This is a genomic window from Paenibacillus sp. FSL P4-0184 (genome assembly GCF_038004625.1).
Lineage (GTDB): Bacteria > Bacillota > Bacilli > Paenibacillales > Paenibacillaceae > Paenibacillus_AQ.
Genome location: NZ_JBBORN010000001.1, coordinates 1203206 through 1221735 on the forward strand (window position 1 = coordinate 1203206; position 18530 = coordinate 1221735).

The window sequence follows — 18530 nt, forward strand, 5'->3', positions numbered from 1 at the left end:
GGTCTTCCCTTCACTTTATCAATCACTTCCGTTGATTTTGCCCCTTATTGGCTATTTTCACCAAATTGACGTTATGCTTTTGTAGATAAAGTGTGCTAGAATGATGGTGCAATCGCTTCCACAACGATTGATGACTGTTTTTTGGGCAAACGTTTGCATCGTAGATAATGCCAGCAGCTTTACTGCAATTCAATCTAATCCGCGATTAGGAGGCTTATCAAGTGAACGAACAAAAATTACCATCAGTAGCTTATTTCAGTATGGAGTATGGGTTACATTCCGATTTTAAAATGTATGCCGGAGGGCTTGGAATTCTCGCCGGAGACTACATTAAGGGAGCTAAAGACATCAATGCTCCTATCATCCCTATCGGGCTGAAGTGGAAACAAGGTTATACGGATCAAAAAATTGATGCGAACGGTAATCCATACGACTCCTATCACAATTATGTTTATGATTTTCTTGAAGATACAGGGGTGAAGGTAACCGTAAAAGTCAGAAAGACCGATGTGGTGTGCAAAGTATGGAAGACTGATTATTTTGGCAACAGCACGTTGTATTTACTGGATACGGATATCCCCGAAAATAATGATGCTTGGATTACTGGACAATTGTACGGCTGGTTCGGTGAGGAACGGATCGCTCAAGAGATCGTACTCGGGATCGGCGGAGTAAAAGCTATGCGTGCTCTGGGCATTTCGATTGATGTCTATCATTTCAATGAAGGCCATGCAGCCTTAGCAGCCATCGAGCTCATTCGTGAGAAGATGTCCGGAGGCAGCACCTTTGAGGAAGCTTGGAAAGCTACTCGGGAAGAGGTTGTGTTCACTACACATACACCGATAAAAGAAGGCAACGAAACCCATCCGCTCGACCGCTTAGAGTATATGAGTGCATTCAATGGCTTAACCCGCGACCAGATGGAGCGTATCGGTGGTGAGCCGTTCAACATGACGGTTGCCGGTCTGCGACTCTCCCGTATTTCCAATGCAGTGGCTCAGCTTCATGCGGATACAGCCAATAAGATGTGGAAAGAGGTTGCCGGAAGATCGGACATCATTGGCATTACTAATGCCATTCATACCCCTACCTGGGTAGATGAAAGAATGACACAAGCCTATGAACAAAATGGCGATTTATGGGCAGTGCATAAGGAAATTAAGGGTGAACTGATTGATTTCATCAAAGAACGGTCCGGCATTAGTCTAAATGCTGACAATCTACTCATTGGCTTCTCACGCAGAGCTGCTCCTTATAAACGCAGTGACCTGATCTTCTCGCAGCCGGAAATTATTGAGCCTTATCTGGAGTCCGGCAAAATACAAATCGTCTTCTCTGGCAAAGCCCATCCACTCGATGATAACGGCAAAAAAATCGTCAGCAATTTAGTGGCGATGATGAAAAAATATCCGAAGAGTGTTGTCTTCCTGGAGAATTACGATATGACTATCGGCGCACAGCTGACACGCGGTTCTGATATTTGGCTCAACAATCCGCGTAGACCACTGGAAGCAAGTGGTACCTCCGGGATGAAGGCAGCCATGAACGGCGTATTGAACTGCTCTATTCTAGATGGCTGGTGGCCGGAAGCCTGTATAGATGGCGAGAATGGCTGGCAGATCGGAGACGGCTTCGAGACTACTGACTTCGAGGTTCTGGATAAGCATGATAGTGATGCGCTATACGACACCCTATTGAATCGAGTACTCCCAACCTATTATGAGAATCGTGAACAGTGGGTACAAATGATGAAGAAGAGTATCGAAACCACTCGCACCGAATTTGCCACCAAAAGAATGCTGGATGAATACTATAACAGAATGTACATTAAAAACTAAGTACAGAAAATGGATATTCCTATATCAAAATAGAACAGCGCACCCTCCAGTGATGGTAGAGGTGCGCTATTTCTTTTTTAACTCTGCTTAGTAATTAATCACTCTATCTATCATATATATCTGAATGGGACGACGATTACCACATACTGTAATGTGTCAATTATTCAAAAAGTGTTGCATTTTCCCCAAAAAACATTAATATAGAACTTATACTAAATCTAAAATCAAATCTTACGAGGTGATTCTATTAATGAGCTCCAATAATAATAATCTTACGACCAGCTGGGGTGCTCCAGTAGGCGACAATCAAAATTCAATGACAGCCGGTGATCGTGGTCCTACTTTGCTGCAAGATGTCCATCTGCTTGAAAAATTAGCCCACTTTAACAGAGAACGTGTTCCTGAACGTGTCGTTCATGCTAAGGGTGCTGGCGCTCATGGGTATTTTGAGGTCACTCAGGATTTAACTCAATATACAAAAGCTAATTTTTTATCTGCGGTAGGCAAGCGTACCCCACTGTTCATCCGTTTCTCAACGGTAGCTGGGGAGCTAGGTTCTGCTGATACTGTAAGAGACCCACGTGGTTTTGCTGTGAAGTTCTATACCGAAGAAGGAAACTATGATCTCGTAGGTAACAATACACCTGTATTCTTCGTTCGTGATGCAATCAAGTTCCCTGACTTTATTCATACACAGAAGCGTGATCCACAGACACACTTAAAGAACCCTAATGCGGTTTGGGACTTCTGGTCTTTATCACCGGAATCTCTACATCAGGTTACGATTTTGATGTCAGATCGCGGAATCCCAGCTACGTTGAGACATATGCACGGGTTCGGAAGCCACACCTTCAAATGGGTAAATGCCGAAGGCATTGCCGTCTGGGTGAAATATCATTTCAAAACAGAACAAGGCATTAAGAACCTTGCTCCAGATCTTGCCGCCAAAATAGCTGGGGAGAACCCAGATTATCATACAGAAGACTTGTTCAATGCTATTGATAAAGGAGATTTCCCAGCGTGGAAGCTCTACGTGCAGATTATGCCGATCGAAGATGCGAACACTTACCGCTTTGATCCATTCGATGTAACCAAAGTATGGTCGCAAAAAGATTATCCATTAATTGAGGTTGGCCGCATGGTACTGGATCGAAATCCAGAGAATTACTTCGCAGAAGTAGAGCAAGTTACGTTTTCTCCTGGCTCGTTCGTCCCTGGTATTGAAGCTTCTCCTGATAAATTGCTACAGGGTCGACTGTTTGCTTACGGCGATGCTCACCGTCACCGTGTAGGTCCCAACCATAACAGCCTGCCTATCAACCGACCAAAAGTAGAAGTGAAGAACTATCAACGTGACGGTGGCATGGCACTCGGCAACAATGGCGGATCCGGTGCCTATTACGAACCTAACAGCTTAGGTGGACCTAAAGAAGCACCACAGTACAAAACATCACCTTTCGAAGTATCTGGAAATGCCGACAGTGTCTCCTACAATAGTGATGACCATTATACACAACCTGGTGACTTGTATCGCCTGATGAGTGAAGAAGAACGTACCCGTCTTGTTCAAAATATCGTAGGCGCTATGACACCAGTTGAAAGTAACGATATTAAACTTCGTCAAATTGTTCATTTCTATAAAGCTGATCCGGAATTGGGACAGCGTGTTGCATCCGGCTTAGGATTATCCGTTCCAGACGTAATATAAGACTGTAATTGCACTTATACAATCAAAGAGGACCTTTACCCGTAAATGGGAAAGGTCCTCTTTGTTCATAAGAAAAGCTAAAACATATAATATATAAGAACGATCACGATGCATAGCGTGGAGACAACAGATAAGCACGAAAAAAAAGTATTCCAGTTATTGCCCTTCATTTGTCTTATACACGACCAGTATACTGCTTCTTTGATGCTCTGCCCCATCACGTGAAGATTTGACTACCGAACCGTAACAGATATTCACAACCTGTTCCTCACGCAGCCCTGCCAAGAACTCATTCGCCTTATTCTCAGCATACGAATTATCAGCATCTACAAACTCTTTTACTTGAATCATCCTGATCTCTCCTTTAATAAATTATAGTTACTTTTTATGTCTAGATTCTATAGGTGAACTCAACGAAATGTACATGGCGTATCACTCCCCTGGTAACATTTAATGTAAAATTATCTTCGAAATATAGTATAGGCATTCCGCAGTTTTCTACGAAATGCCTATAACATCAGCCTATCATAGCACCCAACTATGCAATAGTCAAACGTTTTAAATACAATATTTAGTAAGAACTTATTGCCTTTTCAAAATGGATTGGATTTACATATAGAAGCTGTTATACTGATCAGAAGGTTCCCTCTAGGGGACCTCTATTTGTATAGGAGGGATTTTAATATGGCAACGCGTCATAACAAATTTGCAAAGAATGTGCTACTTAGAGGGGGTGAAATCTACTATGAACCATAGTCTAATTTATGAAGGCTCAAGGACACAACTGGTCCAGCAGCTTATTTATTTTGATGAGGAAAAAATCGCATTTCTAAATCAGTATTTCCCTGAACGAAGCAAACAAAGAAGTAATGCTGAAACGCTGTTGTCCCGTTATTGCTCCGAGCTGGAACAATTACTTTCCCGTTTCAATGGTGAAGAATTGAATTCACTCGTATTGATTGGAAGTCAGCTTCAGCTACGCTACTTAGACGACAATACTACAGATACCTACACCATCGTATTTCCAAACCAGGCAGAACCCAATGATAACAAGATTTCAATGTTCTCGCCTATTGGCATGCAGTTGCTGTTAGCTCAGATCGGCAGTACATGTCAGCTAGCTATTCCTTCAGGTGAGTTATCAGTAAAAATCGAAAGTATTAAGTTTGTGAATTGTGGTGAGGTGGCCGTTCTTATTTAAGCCCACTCGCACATATCACCAACATTAACAGCGTCCCTTTCCAATCTTATGGAAGAGGACGCTGTTCATCTATTCAGCCTGTTAAGCACTTCTTCATACTTTTATTTGAGCCTCAATCCTTCACCCAGTTTACTGACTGATTTTTCGATGCGAGATGCTCTGGTTTCAGGTCTTTTCGCCGCTTCGATCCAAGATACATATTCCTTCTGATAAGAATAAGCCAGACCGTTATAATAAGCTTCTGCCTGCTCATGGCTACTCAGCGCATCAAGGAAATCCTCTGGGGCTTCTACCTCCCGTAATTGATGATCTTGCTCCATCGTCACACGCACAATATCACCAGGTTGAGCTTTGGCTAGATCCCGTAGTTCTTTCTTTACCACCATAAAATGCTTTCCGTTTCCCTGGGGCATAAGCGTTCCTCTATAGGGGATTCCATTTACATTTCCTTTTACCTGTATTCTGGACTTTGTTTCAAATATTTGTTCGGCATCAAAAGGGACGTTAAGATAAGTCCAGCTCCCACTTGCATCAGGTCGCACTAATTTAGCTTCAAATTCGAACATAGTTACCTCCTCAACTAAAATCCCTAGTTCTATTGTATACATACAAATGTAACTATACAAAAAAACACCTGCCTATAATAGACAGATGTTTCTTAATTATAAGCGGGTGATGGGAATCGAACCCACGCTATCAGCTTGGAAGGCTGAAGTTCTACCATTGAACTACACCCGCAAAGGTATAAAATCGGGATGACACGATTTGAACATGCGACCCCCTGGTCCCAAACCAGGTGCTCTACCAAGCTGAGCTACATCCCGTCAAAACATGTAATTACTTAGTAATAAAAATGGCGCGCCCTGAGAGATTCGAACTCCCGGCCTTTTGATTCGTAGTCAAACGCTCTATCCAGCTGAGCTAAGGGCGCAAAAATTATGGAGCGGAAGACGGGAATCGAACCCGCGACCCTCGCCTTGGCAAGGCGATGCTCTACCGCTGAGCCACTTCCGCAAAATATGGTGCGCGTGAAGGGACTTGAACCCCCACGTCGTGAAACGCCAGATCCTAAGTCTGGTGCGTCTGCCATTCCGCCACACGCGCACACTTTAAAAATAATGGTGAGCCATGAAGGACTCGAACCTTCGACACCCTGATTAAAAGTCAGGTGCTCTACCAACTGAGCTAATGGCTCTCATAAATGGCTGGGGATATAGGATTTGAACCTATGCATGACGGAGTCAAAGTCCGTTGCCTTACCGCTTGGCTAATCCCCAACAATAATTAACTAAATGGCGGAACCGACGAGATTCGAACTCGCGATCTCCTGCGTGACAGGCAGGCATGTTAGGCCAACTACACCACGGTTCCATAGACATAATGCATAAGAGTAAATTGGTTGCGGGGGCAGGATTTGAACCTGCGGCCTTCGGGTTATGAGCCCGACGAGCTACCGGGCTGCTCCACCCCGCGTCATTTAATAATTATATACTATTCATTTACACTACGCCAGCTAGTCCCAAAACATCATGCTTAAGGAAAATTTGGTTGCGGGGGCAGGATTTGAACCTGCGGCCTTCGGGTTATGAGCCCGACGAGCTACCGGGCTGCTCCACCCCGCGTCGTTTAAATGAATATGGTGGAGGCTGAGGGGATCGAACCCCCGACCCTCTGCTTGTAAGGCAGATGCTCTCCCAGCTGAGCTAAGCCTCCATGTTATGACCCGTATGGGATTCGAACCCATGTTACCTCCGTGAAAGGGAGGTGTCTTAACCCCTTGACCAACGGGCCATGCTAATAAACTTTGTGGCGGAGAGAGAGGGATTCGAACCCTCGAGACGCTTGTGGCGCCTACACGATTTCCAATCGTGCTCCTTCGGCCAAACTCGGACACCTCTCCATAAATGGCTCCCCGAACAGGACTCGAACCTGTGACAACTCGATTAACAGTCGAGTGCTCTACCAACTGAGCTATCAGGGAATATGGTGGGCCTTAGTGGACTCGAACCACCGACCTCACCCTTATCAGGGGTGCGCTCTAACCAGCTGAGCTAAAGGCCCTTTTTAAGACACATCAATATTAAGGGCAAAAAAAATACCACGGGTAATGTGGTTGTCCGCTTGGCGACGTCCTACTCTCCCAGAACCCTTCGGTCCAAGTACCATCGGCGCTGGAGGGCTTAACGGTCGTGTTCGGGATGGGTACGCGTGGAACCCCTCCGCTATCGCCACCAAACGGGCATTTACATCGTAAATGCTCAGGCTTGATGCCTGAAAACTGAATCCGAATTGAATTTGCGTCTTAAGTATAGGATAAGCCCTCGACCGATTAGTATTGGTCAGCTCCATGCATTACTGCACTTCCACCTCCAACCTATCTACCTCGTCGTCTTCAAGGGGTCTTACTATTTGGGAAATCTCATCTTGAGGGGGCTTCACGCTTAGATGCTTTCAGCGCTTATCCCGTCCGTACGTAGCTACCCAGCCATGCTTCTGGCGAAACAACTGGTGCACCAGCGGTACGTCCATCCCGGTCCTCTCGTACTAAGGACAGCTCCTCTCAAATTTCCTGCGCCCACGACAGATAGGGACCGAACTGTCTCACGACGTTCTGAACCCAGCTCGCGTACCGCTTTAATGGGCGAACAGCCCAACCCTTGGGACCTACTTCAGCCCCAGGATGCGATGAGCCGACATCGAGGTGCCAAACCTCCCCGTCGATGTGGACTCTTGGGGGAGATAAGCCTGTTATCCCCAGGGTAGCTTTTATCCGTTGAGCGATGGCCCTTCCATGCGGTACCACCGGATCACTAAGTCCGACTTTTCGTCCCTGCTCGACTTGTAGGTCTCGCAGTCAAGCTCCCTTATGCCTTTGCACTCTTCGAATGATTTCCAACCATTCTGAGGGAACCTTGGAACGCCTCCGTTACTCTTTAGAGGCGACCGCCCCAGTCAAACTGCCCGCCTGACACGGTCCCCGTACCCGGTAAGGGTACTAGGTTAGAACCTAGATACGATCAGGGTGGTATCCCAACGGCGCCTCCACCGAAGCTTGCGCTCCGATTTCTACGGCTCCCACCTATCCTGTACAGATCGTACCCAAATTCAATATCAAGCTGCAGTAAAGCTCCATGGGGTCTTTCCGTCTTGTCGCGGGTAACCTGCATCTTCACAGGTATTAAAATTTCACCGGATCTCTCGTTGAGACAGCGCCCAAGTCGTTACGCCATTCGTGCGGGTCAGAATTTACCTGACAAGGAATTTCGCTACCTTAGGACCGTTATAGTTACGGCCGCCGTTTACTGGGGCTTCGGTTCATAGCTTCGGGTTACCCCTAACCACTCCCCTTAACCTTCCAGCACCGGGCAGGCGTCAGCCCGTATACTTCGCCTTGCGGCTTCGCACAGACCTGTGTTTTTGCTAAACAGTCGCTTGGGCCTTTTCACTGCGGCCCCCTCGTGCTATTCACACTACCGGGGCACCCCTTCTCCCGAAGTTACGGGGTCATTTTGCCGAGTTCCTTAACGAGAGTTCTTCCGCGCGCCTTAGAATTCTCTTCTCGCCTACCTGTGTCGGTTTGCGGTACGGGCACCTTCTCCTGGCTAGAGGCTTTTCTTGGCAGTGTGAGATCATGACCTTCGCTACTGTAATTTTCGCTCCCCATCACAGCCCAGCCTTAACGATGTGCGGATTTGCCTACACATCAGCCTCACTGCTTAGACGGACATATCCATCAGTCCGCGTCACTACCCTCCTGCGTCACCCCATCGCTCATAGCGGATTACGGTGGTACAGTAATTTCAAACTGTTGTCCTTCGACTACGCCTTTCGGCCTCGCCTTAGGTCCCGACTTACCCTGAGCGGACGAGCCTTCCTCAGGAAACCTTGGGCTTTCGGCGGATCAGATTCTCACTGATCTTTTCGTTACTCATACCGGCATTCTCACTTGTATGCTGTCCAGCGCTCCTTACGGTACACCTTCAACCCACATACAACGCTCCCCTACCCCAGATACATAGTATCTAGCCATAGCTTCGGTGGTGTGTTTAGCCCCGTTACATTTTCGGCGCAGAGTCACTCGACCAGTGAGCTATTACGCACTCTTTCAATGGTGGCTGCTTCTAAGCCAACATCCTGGTTGTCTGTGCAACTCCACATCCTTTCCCACTTAACACACACTTGGGGACCTTAGCTGATGGTCTGGGCTGTTTCCCTTTTGACAATGGATCTTAGCACTCACTGTCTGACTCCCGGCAATAAGTATATGGCATTCGGAGTTTGACTGAGCTTGGTAATCCTTGCGGACCCCGCACCCAATCAGTGCTCTACCTCCACTACTCTTATACCGAGGCTAGCCCTAAAGCTATTTCGGGGAGAACCAGCTATCTCCGAGTTCGATTGGAATTTCTCCGCTACCCCCACCTCATCCCCGCATTTTTCAACATGCGTGGGTTCGGGCCTCCAGTGCGTGTTACCGCACCTTCACCCTGGACAGGGGTAGATCACACGGTTTCGGGTCTACGTCCACATACTCAATCGCCCTATTCAGACTCGCTTTCGCTGCGGCTCCGTCTTCTCGACTTAACCTTGCATGTTAAACGTAACTCGCCGGTTCATTCTACAAAAGGCACGCCATCACCCATAGATAGGGCTCTGACTTTTTGTAAGCACACGGTTTCAGGTTCTATTTCACTCCCCTTCCGGGGTGCTTTTCACCTTTCCCTCACGGTACTGTTTCACTATCGGTCGCCAGGTAGTATTTAGCCTTAGCAGATGGTCCTGCTGGATTCATACGGGGTTTCACGTGCCCCGCACTACTCGGGATCCGTCTCGGAGAGAACACAGTTTAGGTTACAGGGCTTTTACCTCTATCGCGGGCCTTTCCAGACCTCTTCACCTACCATATTCCTTTGTAACTCCATGTGAGACGTCCCACAACCCCTAAGAGCAAGCTCTTAGGTTTAGGCTGTTCCGCGTTCGCTCGCCGCTACTGACGGAATCACTATTGTTTTCTCTTCCTCAGGGTACTTAGATGTTTCAGTTCCCCTGGTCTGCCTCTACATCTCCTATGTGTTCAGAGATGAGTAACTGCGAATTACCACAGCTGGGTTTCCCCATTCGGACACCCCCGGATCAAAGCTTGCTTACAGCTCCCCGAGGCAGTTTCGTTGTTCGCCACGTCCTTCGTCGGCTCCTGGCGCCTAGGCATCCTCCGTGTGCTCTTATTAGCTTAACCTTGATTTTTCCGCAGGAAAATATCATACGATATCTCTCTTGGAATCATCTCACTAATAACATTTACTTGTTTGCACAAGTTGCTAAAAGATGTTCTAAAACGCAAATTCGTTTCGGTATCCAGTTTTCAAGGATCAAGTCTTACTGAGAGCTTAAACTCTCAAAACTGAGCAACGAGTGAGTAACAGGCCTAAACCTGAGATTTGGAAGTTTAACTTCCGATTTGAATGTCTTCATTGCAGAAGACGATTCTCCATAGAAAGGAGGTGATCCAGCCGCACCTTCCGATACGGCTACCTTGTTACGACTTCACCCCAATCATCTACCCCACCTTCGGCGGCTGGCTCCCTTGCGGGTTACCCCACCGACTTCGGGTGTTGTAAACTCTCGTGGTGTGACGGGCGGTGTGTACAAGACCCGGGAACGTATTCACCGCGGCATGCTGATCCGCGATTACTAGCAATTCCGACTTCATGCAGGCGAGTTGCAGCCTGCAATCCGAACTGAGACCGGCTTTGATGGGATTGGCTTCACCTCGCGGTTTCGCTTCCCGTTGTACCGGCCATTGTAGTACGTGTGTAGCCCAGGTCATAAGGGGCATGATGATTTGACGTCATCCCCACCTTCCTCCGGTTTGTCACCGGCAGTCACTCTAGAGTGCCCAGCTTAACCTGCTGGCAACTAAAGTTAAGGGTTGCGCTCGTTGCGGGACTTAACCCAACATCTCACGACACGAGCTGACGACAACCATGCACCACCTGTCTCCTCTGTCCCGAAGGCCGCCACTATCTCTAGTGGATTCAGAGGGATGTCAAGACCTGGTAAGGTTCTTCGCGTTGCTTCGAATTAAACCACATACTCCACTGCTTGTGCGGGTCCCCGTCAATTCCTTTGAGTTTCAGTCTTGCGACCGTACTCCCCAGGCGGAGTGCTTACTGTGTTAACTTCGGCACCAAGGGTATCGAAACCCCTAACACCTAGCACTCATCGTTTACGGCGTGGACTACCAGGGTATCTAATCCTGTTTGCTCCCCACGCTTTCGCGCCTCAGCGTCAGTTACAGCCCAGAAAGTCGCCTTCGCCACTGGTGTTCCTCCACATATCTACGCATTTCACCGCTACACGTGGAATTCCACTTTCCTCTTCTGTACTCAAGTCACCCAGTTTCCAGTGCGACCTCAGGTTGAGCCCAAGGTTTAAACACCAGACTTAAATGACCGCCTGCGCGCGCTTTACGCCCAATAATTCCGGACAACGCTTGCCCCCTACGTATTACCGCGGCTGCTGGCACGTAGTTAGCCGGGGCTTTCTTCTCAGGTACCGTCACTCCGATAGCAGTTACTCTACCGGACGTTCTTCCCTGGCAACAGAGCTTTACGATCCGAAAACCTTCATCACTCACGCGGCGTTGCTCCGTCAGACTTTCGTCCATTGCGGAAGATTCCCTACTGCTGCCTCCCGTAGGAGTCTGGGCCGTGTCTCAGTCCCAGTGTGGCCGTTCACCCTCTCAGGTCGGCTACGCATCGTCGCCTTGGTGGGCCGTTACCCCACCAACTAGCTAATGCGCCGCAGGCCCATCCCTCAGTGACAGATTGCTCCGTCTTTCATTCTTTCTTCAGGAGAAAAAAGAAATTATCCGGTATTAGCTACCGTTTCCGGTAGTTATCCCAGTCTAAGGGGCAGGTTGCCTACGTGTTACTCACCCGTCCGCCGCTAAGTTATTTTGAAAGCAAGCTTTCAAAATAACTCCGCTCGACTTGCATGTATTAGGCACGCCGCCAGCGTTCGTCCTGAGCCAGGATCAAACTCTCCAATTAGTATTGAAAAGAGCGATATGCTCATTTTGAAACATCTGACGAGAAAATTAATTCTCACGATGAAATTTCAAAAGCGTAAAATACGCTGTGAAACTCATCAGTTTTGGATTTCACTTTCGTGATTTCCTACTCACTCGTTGTTCAGTTTTCAAAGATCAAGTTCTCGTTGGCGCCGTTTAATGTCTCAGCAGCAACTCTTATACTATATCATGTTCAGCCGTTTAATGTCAAGCTCTTTTTTTTAACTTCTTTTTCGAGCTCGGCATGTGTATTTCTTGGCCGGACTTAGAATATATCATGTATAGAGATTCATTGCAAGCATTATTTTAAAATTCATATTATTTTGTATTCTGTTACTTCTTCATCATAATAATCCACTTCCTTAGTGATGTTTTCCGGCAAAGTGATGGCCTCTTATAAAAAAAGCAATAAACACAAAAGAGCCCCAGCAGGTAAGCTGAGACCCCTTTGTTCGATACAAGCTAAGCTTGAGTTCATTTCACGCAGATAATAGATTACTTCTGCCCTTTTTCTAATAATGCAAGGATTATGGTAACCGCCTCTGCTCTTGTTGCCTTCTGGTTAGGTGCAAATTTATTCTGCCCTACACCATTCACAAGGCCTGATTTCGCTGCCGCTGCAATATACGGCACTGCCCATGCTGGTACATCCTTAGCATCATTGAAGGTTAATGTCGCTTTAGGATCTACCGTAATACCAAGAGCGCGAACAACCATAACTGCTAATTCTGTACGTGTTAGCTCCTGTGTAGGACGGAATGTTCCATCATCATAGCCACTGATAATTTGCAGAGATACAGCCTGTGCCACAAAAGACTTGGCCCATGCTGGAATCTTCGCAGAATCCTTAAAGCTTGAAGTGTCACCATTCTCCGGCAATTGCAATGCACGTGCCAGCATTGTGATAAATTCAACCCGATTTACTTTTTGATTCGGACGGAAAGTATCATCCGGATAACCACTAACGAAGCCAGCAGCTACTGCTTTCTCGATAACAGCAGCCGCCCAGTGATTGCTAGTATCCGTTAAAGATGGCTTACTAACTGGCGTCGCAGTTGGTGAAGGCGCCGTTGTCGGTGCTGGTGTAGCTGTTGGTGTTGCTGTCGGTTTTGTTGTTGGCGCTGTTGTTGGCGCTGTTGTTGGTGCTGTTGTTGGTGCTGTTGTTGGTGCTGTTGTTGGTGCTGTTGTTGGCTCTGTTGTTGGTGTTGGTGTTGGTGTTGGTGTTGGTGTTGGTGTTGGTGTTGGTGTAACTCCACCATTCTCATCGCCCTTAACAATACCGAACTCTTCAAGAACATATGGTTTAGCCTCATTAACATTCTGATCAATCTCATAAGATACAGCTGTCAGCTTCCCTGCATCTACAGTGATACCAACAAAGGTCTGAACTTGACCGCGTTTTGGACGCGTAGCATCACTTGGGTCCGCTCCGTATTTAGCTGCTGTATTCTCATTGGCTACTTCAAAGAGATTATAGTAAGCATCTCCCAATTCTTTCTTCATGTTCTTATAGTAAACCTTCGCTCCTGCCGTAGCTGGAATCAGATAGATTGTTCCATCTGGGTTTACTGTGTACTCTACCGTTTGACCATTGAAGCTTTCCTTGATTTTCACTGTGTCTGCTGCAGTTCCGTCAGCCTTGATTGGCTTCGTCCGTGCATAAATATGGTCGTGGCCTTGAAGAACCAAGTCAATGCCCAGTTCAGCCATCATTGGAGCGACTTTCGCTCTTTCTCCATTAGCGCCCATAATATCTTTGTCAGTAGCGTGGTTAGAGGTTGTGTATGGTCCTTTATGCATAGCGACGATAATCCACTTCGCTCCAGCAGCCTTCGCTGCTTTTACATCGGTCTTCATCCAATCCAACTGTGCTTTGCTGAAGTTAGCATATTCATCCGAATTCTCATTCGTGTTCAAGACTACAAAGTGCGCATTGCTGTAATCATAGGAATAGTATGCTCCTGTTTCTGTTGGTGAGCCTGCAGCTTCCTTAATATTGTAGTGCTCATAGAAGGCATTCGCTTTATCCTCATGGTTCCCCGCAACTGGAACAATAGTCGTATTGAGCAAGGTTTCCTGCGAATGGCCAAGCAACCAATTCCATTGTGATTCATTGGTTCCAGTATCTACGATATCTCCGTTAATCGCCACAAACTCAGCATTCGGGAATGTCGTAAGTGCTTTTGCCATCGTTTCTCCAGAAAGAATAGCCTCATCTTCGGTCTTAGCTTGTGTGTCCGCCAGATCGATGAAAGTAAATGCACCTGTCTTAGCAGCTGTTTCGAAAGTTCCCACTGCACTCCACAATCCCAGTGCTTTATCACCTACACGGAAGTAGTATTTCGTATCAGCTTTAAGGCCAGAAGCTTCAGCTTTATGAACTAATTCATCCTTTGAATTTCTGGAAACAGCTGAACGTCCTGTAAACTCAGCAGCTTTTCTAAAGTCTGGAGTAACGCCCGTGTTCTCTACAACCTGCAGGTCGCTTCCTGAAGATTTCAACGCTGTGTACCAAGTGAATCCTTTTGCACTCACTGGGTCGCCGTTAAAGGTAACTGTAACTTTTTTGATAGAATCGGTAGAAGCAATTTTAGCTTCTGAATTGGTTCTGTCACTTACCGCTTTGATAACAAATTGATAGGTTTGGTTCGGATTAGTATTTTCTACAGTGTAACTATAAGAAGTTTGACCTTCCGTATTAGGAACACTGAGAGTCCAGTTTGCAGATATCAGATCATTTTGCTCATAAATGCGATATCCTGATACCGGTGCACCGGATGCAGGCGCATCCCAAGTTAACGTGATTTTACCGCCATCTGCTACAGTAGCTTTTGCATTTTGCACAGGTTTTACAGCTACGTCAGACTTATGAATGCTGTATTTATCATACAAGTCAGTAGATCCACCAGTTGTCGTGGTGTAGGCTTCGTATGAAAATTCATTATTCGTTACAGTCATTCCTGTGAACATTTCCTTACCAGGCTGCTCGTATTTAGCTGCAAAAGGAAACGGACCTGCGCCAACATTATATTTTTTATTACCCGCTGCATTTGTAATCAGGTATAACGTACCCTTAGGATCAGTTACCACTCCGTTTTTGTCCGGCTTAATATCCGTCAACGGCTGATTGTTGTACATTTGATAGCTTCTAGTATAGGTGTGGTCATGTCCTCCGATAACCATGTCAATACCAAGCTCATCAAATACCTTTGTCAAATTAGCTCTGTAATAGAGTACATCTGTATCATTTGTGTGACTGGCAACTGAATAAGGTGATTTATGCAAAAGCACAACCTTCCACTTCTGATCGCTTTTCGCGGCTTCACTGCGCAGCCACTCTACTTGTTTTTTGTAAATTTCGTTATTCTCAAGACTCGAGCTAGCACCATAATATTCTGTATTAATAACCATAAAGTGTGCTGAACCGTAGTCAAAAGAATATACAGAGCCATCTGGTTTTGCGCCCGTATTCGAGACATTAGGTAAATTAAAATGAGTTGTGTAATTGCTATAACTCTTACTTTCATGATTACCTACCAGTGGAACCAATGGAATATTTGCTAGAATATCCTTTGGTTTATTGAAGAACCATCCCCATTGCTCCTCAATATCACCGTTGTCTACCAAATCACCGGAATTCAGAATGAATTCGCTTGTCGGGAATTTAGCCAATCCTTCTTGAAGGGTATGATTCCAAATATCAAAATCACCTTCAGTTGTTCCTTGAGAGTCCGTTGTATATAAGAACTTAAATGCCTGATTACTGGAGCTTTCTGTTGTAAACGTTCCGATGTCACTCCAATTGTCAGCTTGTCCATCCCCAGCACGGTAAGCATACTCCGTTCCCGGCTGCAGGTGATCAGCAATGACCTTATGACTAGTCAGTACTACTGGTTTCTTGGCTGACTTATCCGCTTTGGTCATATACACGCTTGTTGTAACCGATGTTCCTTCGTAAGTTTGAGCACCTACCGGGAACTGACCGTCCACTAATTTAGAAGCTTCTAATACTTCAAGCTTGGTACCCGTCACACTCTCAGGTGCATACCAGTTGAATCCCATACTAGTCTGAGGGTTTCCGTTAAAAGTAAGTGCGATAGACTCAGGCTTACCAACTCCAGGTTCTACAGGCTCTACTACCGGATAAGCAATCAGGTTCATATCCCAATAGAGGTCAGAGCTACCATCACTCGACTGATGCACCTCAGCTGAAAGCTCATTACTCCCATCCTTCAAGTTAGCCTTTACTACTTCGGTAAGGTCTACCTTGGTATATTCGTTTGGATCACTTAAGTTAGTTGAACTTTTTGTTTGAAAATTAATTTCGCCCGCTGGCATAGCCTCACGGTAGATTTCTTTGCCGTTCAAATATAGTACAGCTCCGTCATCAAATGCGAAGTTACCCAAGATTTTATCTGATTTCGCAATCTCTTCCTTATTCACCGTTACGATTGTACGGAAGTAAGAAGTACGATATTTCATACTCTTATTAGAACCGTAGCTTATATTTGTATTCAGAGCACCAAATTGCTTGCTGCTGACTCCGGATCCACTATCTTTATAACCAAGCGGCGCTTGGCCAGACGCCCATGTTGAATCATCGTACACGGACCGCCATACCGTCCCTTGATCTGTTCCGTGATCTAGATACTTCCACGTAGAATTCCCTGCCAATAATGTAACAGGCTCTAACGATTGTAATTGCAGTAGTCCAGCATCCCCATTGCTGTCTTCAGCATAAGCTGGTATTCCTGTGAATGTAATTCCCAGTACCATAACGAAAGCTAAGGTCATGGATACAGCTTGTTTAAATAACCTGTTCATAATCAGTCTCCCTTACTGTTCTATGAAATGCTTGCATCCATTTATAGTAACTATTAAATATTTTCGCAATGTCTTTATAAACATAGAAGTTTGTAAAGTACATCGTGTATGTATTCTTACAAAAGTGGTTACAGTAACGGCAAGGTTGCCAATCAAGGAGGATAAACATGGACGATACTCATGCTTTTGTAGAAAAAGTACACGACACCCAAAAGAAAGCTGAAAAGAATAAAGAAAATCACGGTAAAAGTACACCAAGTCAAAAGCTGCCAAATAAACAGCACAGTAAGTAAAAGCGTTTAAATCATTGGCTCCCAAACACGACAAAAAAAGCAGCAAGCCTCTTCAACTACGGGAGACTTGCTGCTTTACTTTTTTAGGCACAAAGATAAGTGCTAATGAGGGCTTATTTCGTCCATTTCACTACATTTACTGCTACTTTTTCTAATTGCGTCTTACTCAGTGTTTTATTCGGGGAACTAATAGTAACAAAACGATCATCCAGTTTATAGGTCAAGAACAACGAATCGGTGGATGGACTATACCATTTAGCTTCGGTTCCGTTAGAGAGCTTTACGGTTTCACCTTTATATTCGTAAGCGTAATCACGAGGAGAAATGTTCACCTTCATCTGCTTAAACAGAAAGTTCACACCATCATCTGAACCCACTACTTTTTGAAATGCGTCTCCACTCACCATTTGAGTAGGTGCATAGGCTGTTTCAAAACCTTGGAAATTGGCGAAGGCTTTAACAATCTCTTGTTTCTGAGTGTTGCTGTATTGTACAGGAGTCAGAGAAATAGTGTCAGTCACCGAGCCTCCTGTACCAAGAATAACCTGATTGTTCACCGCATCAAAGGTCACAGGCACCTTCATCACATCAGCAATCGCACGTACAGGAAGATAGGTTGTATTGTTATACGTAATTGGTGCCAGTGCATTTCCTTTATTATCAACTGGCGTATAAGCCGTGCCATTCACCTTAAATCCAATGCTGTGATTGAGATATGCCGTAATTTTCTGAAGTTTAGTCCCTGCGTACACACCGGCTGATCCTGTGACTACCATCCCAAACACCATTGTTGCTATAATTATTTTTTTGTTTTTCATAAGTAAGCCCTCCTTGAAAGTTCAATCTTTGTTCTTACTTTAGCTCAAACAAAATAAGATTATGTCTCTAAGTTGTTTCTTACTTGTACCCATTTTGTAATTAAAAAAATCAAAATATCATTAATTCAAAAAAAATAAAAACAGCAACCCGCTTGTCCTAAAAAGGATCGTACGGATTGCTGTTAGATTAACTTTGATACGGCGTTGTAACCTTATACACTTCTGTATATAAAATTTCTCTATAAAGATTGAATTCTTCTACATCGACAGGGTTAGGGTAAGTCATGATTTGAAGCGGTAAATCCGCATTTCCCTCACGCAGAGGGGGCTGCACATACGCATAAGGATTCAAATGGAAGCCCAGTCGCTCATAAAAGCCAATTCTCCGTTGTTCCATTTCACCCAGTGGCGGCTCTACTTCAAGAAGCACAGGCTTGCCCGACTGACGGATATATTCTTCCATCAGCTTTTTACCAATTCCCCCACCTCTTATACTTGGGTCCACGGCAATATGTTCTACAAATCGAAATCCTGGAAACTCCCAGCAAGCTATAAAAGCAATGATTTTCCCCTCAGCATTCACTTCGGTAATCAATCTGTAATGTGGAACATCCAATAACTCCTGTTGTCCCTCATAGGTTCTGATCTCGGAGGTAGGAAAAGAGGCTTCCATAATAGCGAATATTTCATCAAAAGTTGTGTGATTCATAACATAGTTCTCACTTTCTGCATTTATATTTACACAAGTTATCTTAACCTTCTGAACCCTATGATAT

General features: G+C 45.5%; 9 protein-coding genes, 15 tRNA genes and 3 rRNA genes. 4 read left to right on the forward strand and 23 right to left on the reverse strand.

Going from position 1 to position 18530, the window contains the following annotated elements; all coding sequences use genetic code 11:
* Positions 1-221 precede the first annotated feature (221 nt).
* Together glgP and katA are read left to right on the forward strand one after the other, a co-directional pair.
* Entirely contained in the window at positions 222-1838 is a 1617-nt protein-coding gene (glgP, locus tag MKY52_RS05085; RefSeq protein ID WP_341050213.1) for an alpha-glucan family phosphorylase, read from the forward strand.
* A 250-nt stretch (positions 1839-2088) separates the two neighbouring features.
* The gene (gene katA / locus MKY52_RS05090) at positions 2089-3546 is read left to right on the forward strand and encodes a catalase KatA (protein ID WP_341050214.1); all 1458 of its coding nucleotides are present in this window, start codon (positions 2089-2091) and stop codon (positions 3544-3546) included.
* Between the two features lie 156 nt (positions 3547-3702).
* On the opposite strand, the gene MKY52_RS05095 is transcribed toward katA, so the two are convergent.
* Positions 3703-3897, reverse strand: a complete 195-nt coding sequence (locus MKY52_RS05095) for a sporulation protein Cse60 (protein WP_042184993.1) — start codon at positions 3895-3897, stop codon at positions 3703-3705.
* Positions 3898-4291: 394 nt separating this feature from the next.
* Here MKY52_RS05095 and MKY52_RS05100 point away from each other — a divergent pair, with 394 nt between their 5' ends.
* Positions 4292-4747: a GreA/GreB family elongation factor gene (locus MKY52_RS05100; protein WP_060625163.1), complete on the forward strand. Its 456-nt coding sequence runs from the start codon at positions 4292-4294 to the stop codon at positions 4745-4747.
* Positions 4748-4848: 101 nt separating this feature from the next.
* On the opposite strand, the gene MKY52_RS05105 is transcribed toward MKY52_RS05100, so the two are convergent.
* The 20 genes from MKY52_RS05105 to MKY52_RS05200 all read right to left on the reverse strand — a co-directional run bounded on the left by MKY52_RS05105 (position 4849) and on the right by MKY52_RS05200 (position 16643).
* Positions 4849-5313 carry a YdeI/OmpD-associated family protein gene (locus MKY52_RS05105; RefSeq protein ID WP_341050217.1) on the reverse strand — a complete coding sequence of 155 codons (465 nt, stop codon included), beginning with the start codon at positions 5311-5313 and terminating at the stop codon, positions 4849-4851.
* Positions 5314-5414: 101 nt separating this feature from the next.
* Positions 5415-5485, reverse strand: a tRNA-Gly gene (locus MKY52_RS05110).
* A 12-nt stretch (positions 5486-5497) separates the two neighbouring features.
* Positions 5498-5571, reverse strand: a tRNA-Pro gene (locus tag MKY52_RS05115).
* Positions 5572-5601: 30 nt separating this feature from the next.
* Positions 5602-5678 (reverse strand) — tRNA-Arg (locus tag MKY52_RS05120).
* A gap of 8 nt (positions 5679-5686) precedes the next feature.
* A tRNA-Gly gene (locus MKY52_RS05125) sits at positions 5687-5761 on the reverse strand.
* A gap of 6 nt (positions 5762-5767) precedes the next feature.
* Positions 5768-5851 (reverse strand) — tRNA-Leu (locus tag MKY52_RS05130).
* Positions 5852-5866: 15 nt separating this feature from the next.
* Positions 5867-5942 (reverse strand) — tRNA-Lys (locus tag MKY52_RS05135).
* A 7-nt stretch (positions 5943-5949) separates the two neighbouring features.
* A tRNA-Gln gene (locus MKY52_RS05140) sits at positions 5950-6024 on the reverse strand.
* Positions 6025-6040: 16 nt separating this feature from the next.
* Positions 6041-6118, reverse strand: a tRNA-Asp gene (locus MKY52_RS05145).
* Positions 6119-6143: 25 nt separating this feature from the next.
* A tRNA-Met gene (locus MKY52_RS05150) sits at positions 6144-6220 on the reverse strand.
* Positions 6221-6292: 72 nt separating this feature from the next.
* Positions 6293-6369 (reverse strand) — tRNA-Met (locus MKY52_RS05155).
* Between the two features lie 15 nt (positions 6370-6384).
* Positions 6385-6460, reverse strand: a tRNA-Val gene (locus MKY52_RS05160).
* 6 nt (positions 6461-6466) lie between these two features.
* Positions 6467-6538, reverse strand: a tRNA-Glu gene (locus MKY52_RS05165).
* Positions 6539-6554: 16 nt separating this feature from the next.
* Positions 6555-6647: transfer RNA gene (locus MKY52_RS05170), tRNA-Ser, on the reverse strand.
* Between the two features lie 5 nt (positions 6648-6652).
* Positions 6653-6728: transfer RNA gene (locus tag MKY52_RS05175), tRNA-Asn, on the reverse strand.
* Between the two features lie 3 nt (positions 6729-6731).
* Positions 6732-6808: transfer RNA gene (locus MKY52_RS05180), tRNA-Ile, on the reverse strand.
* A 58-nt stretch (positions 6809-6866) separates the two neighbouring features.
* Positions 6867-6983, reverse strand: a 5S ribosomal RNA gene (gene rrf / locus MKY52_RS05185).
* Between the two features lie 73 nt (positions 6984-7056).
* Positions 7057-9983, reverse strand: a 23S ribosomal RNA gene (locus MKY52_RS05190).
* A 258-nt stretch (positions 9984-10241) separates the two neighbouring features.
* A 16S ribosomal RNA gene (locus MKY52_RS05195) occupies positions 10242-11799 on the reverse strand.
* Together the 16S, 23S and 5S rRNA genes with 15 tRNA genes alongside form the textbook arrangement of a ribosomal RNA operon.
* Positions 11800-12314: 515 nt before the next feature.
* Positions 12315-16643, reverse strand: a complete 4329-nt coding sequence (locus MKY52_RS05200) for an S-layer homology domain-containing protein (protein WP_341050219.1) — start codon at positions 16641-16643, stop codon at positions 12315-12317.
* Positions 16644-16810: 167 nt separating this feature from the next.
* On the opposite strand from MKY52_RS05200, the gene MKY52_RS05205 reads away from it, so the two are divergent.
* The gene (locus MKY52_RS05205) at positions 16811-16936 is read left to right on the forward strand and encodes a DUF4023 domain-containing protein (RefSeq protein ID WP_052404154.1); all 126 of its coding nucleotides are present in this window, start codon (positions 16811-16813) and stop codon (positions 16934-16936) included.
* 113 nt (positions 16937-17049) lie between these two features.
* Here MKY52_RS05205 and MKY52_RS05210 read toward each other — a convergent pair whose 3' ends face one another.
* Positions 17050-17754, reverse strand: coding sequence for a hypothetical protein (locus tag MKY52_RS05210; protein ID WP_076287050.1), 705 nt, complete (start codon positions 17752-17754; stop codon positions 17050-17052).
* 187 nt (positions 17755-17941) lie between these two features.
* The gene (locus tag MKY52_RS05215) at positions 17942-18463 is read right to left on the reverse strand and encodes a GNAT family N-acetyltransferase (protein WP_076300319.1); all 522 of its coding nucleotides are present in this window, start codon (positions 18461-18463) and stop codon (positions 17942-17944) included.
* Positions 18464-18530: the final 67 nt, after the last annotated feature.

Bases quoted from the DNA above. Each gene is read 5' to 3' on its own strand.
- katA (WP_341050214.1), top strand. From the start codon at position 2,089: ATGAGCTCCAATAATAATAATCTTACGACCAGCTGGGGTGCTCCAGTA.
- MKY52_RS05095 (WP_042184993.1), bottom strand. From the start codon at position 3,897: ATGATTCAAGTAAAAGAGTTTGTAGATGCTGATAATTCGTATGCTGAG.
- MKY52_RS05100 (WP_060625163.1), top strand. From the start codon at position 4,292: ATGAACCATAGTCTAATTTATGAAGGCTCAAGGACACAACTGGTCCAG.
- MKY52_RS05105 (WP_341050217.1), bottom strand. From the start codon at position 5,313: ATGTTCGAATTTGAAGCTAAATTAGTGCGACCTGATGCAAGTGGGAGC.
- MKY52_RS05200 (WP_341050219.1), bottom strand. From the start codon at position 16,643: ATGAACAGGTTATTTAAACAAGCTGTATCCATGACCTTAGCTTTCGTT.
- MKY52_RS05205 (WP_052404154.1), top strand. From the start codon at position 16,811: ATGGACGATACTCATGCTTTTGTAGAAAAAGTACACGACACCCAAAAG.
- MKY52_RS05210 (WP_076287050.1), bottom strand. From the start codon at position 17,754: ATGAAAAACAAAAAAATAATTATAGCAACAATGGTGTTTGGGATGGTA.
- MKY52_RS05215 (WP_076300319.1), bottom strand. From the start codon at position 18,463: ATGAATCACACAACTTTTGATGAAATATTCGCTATTATGGAAGCCTCT.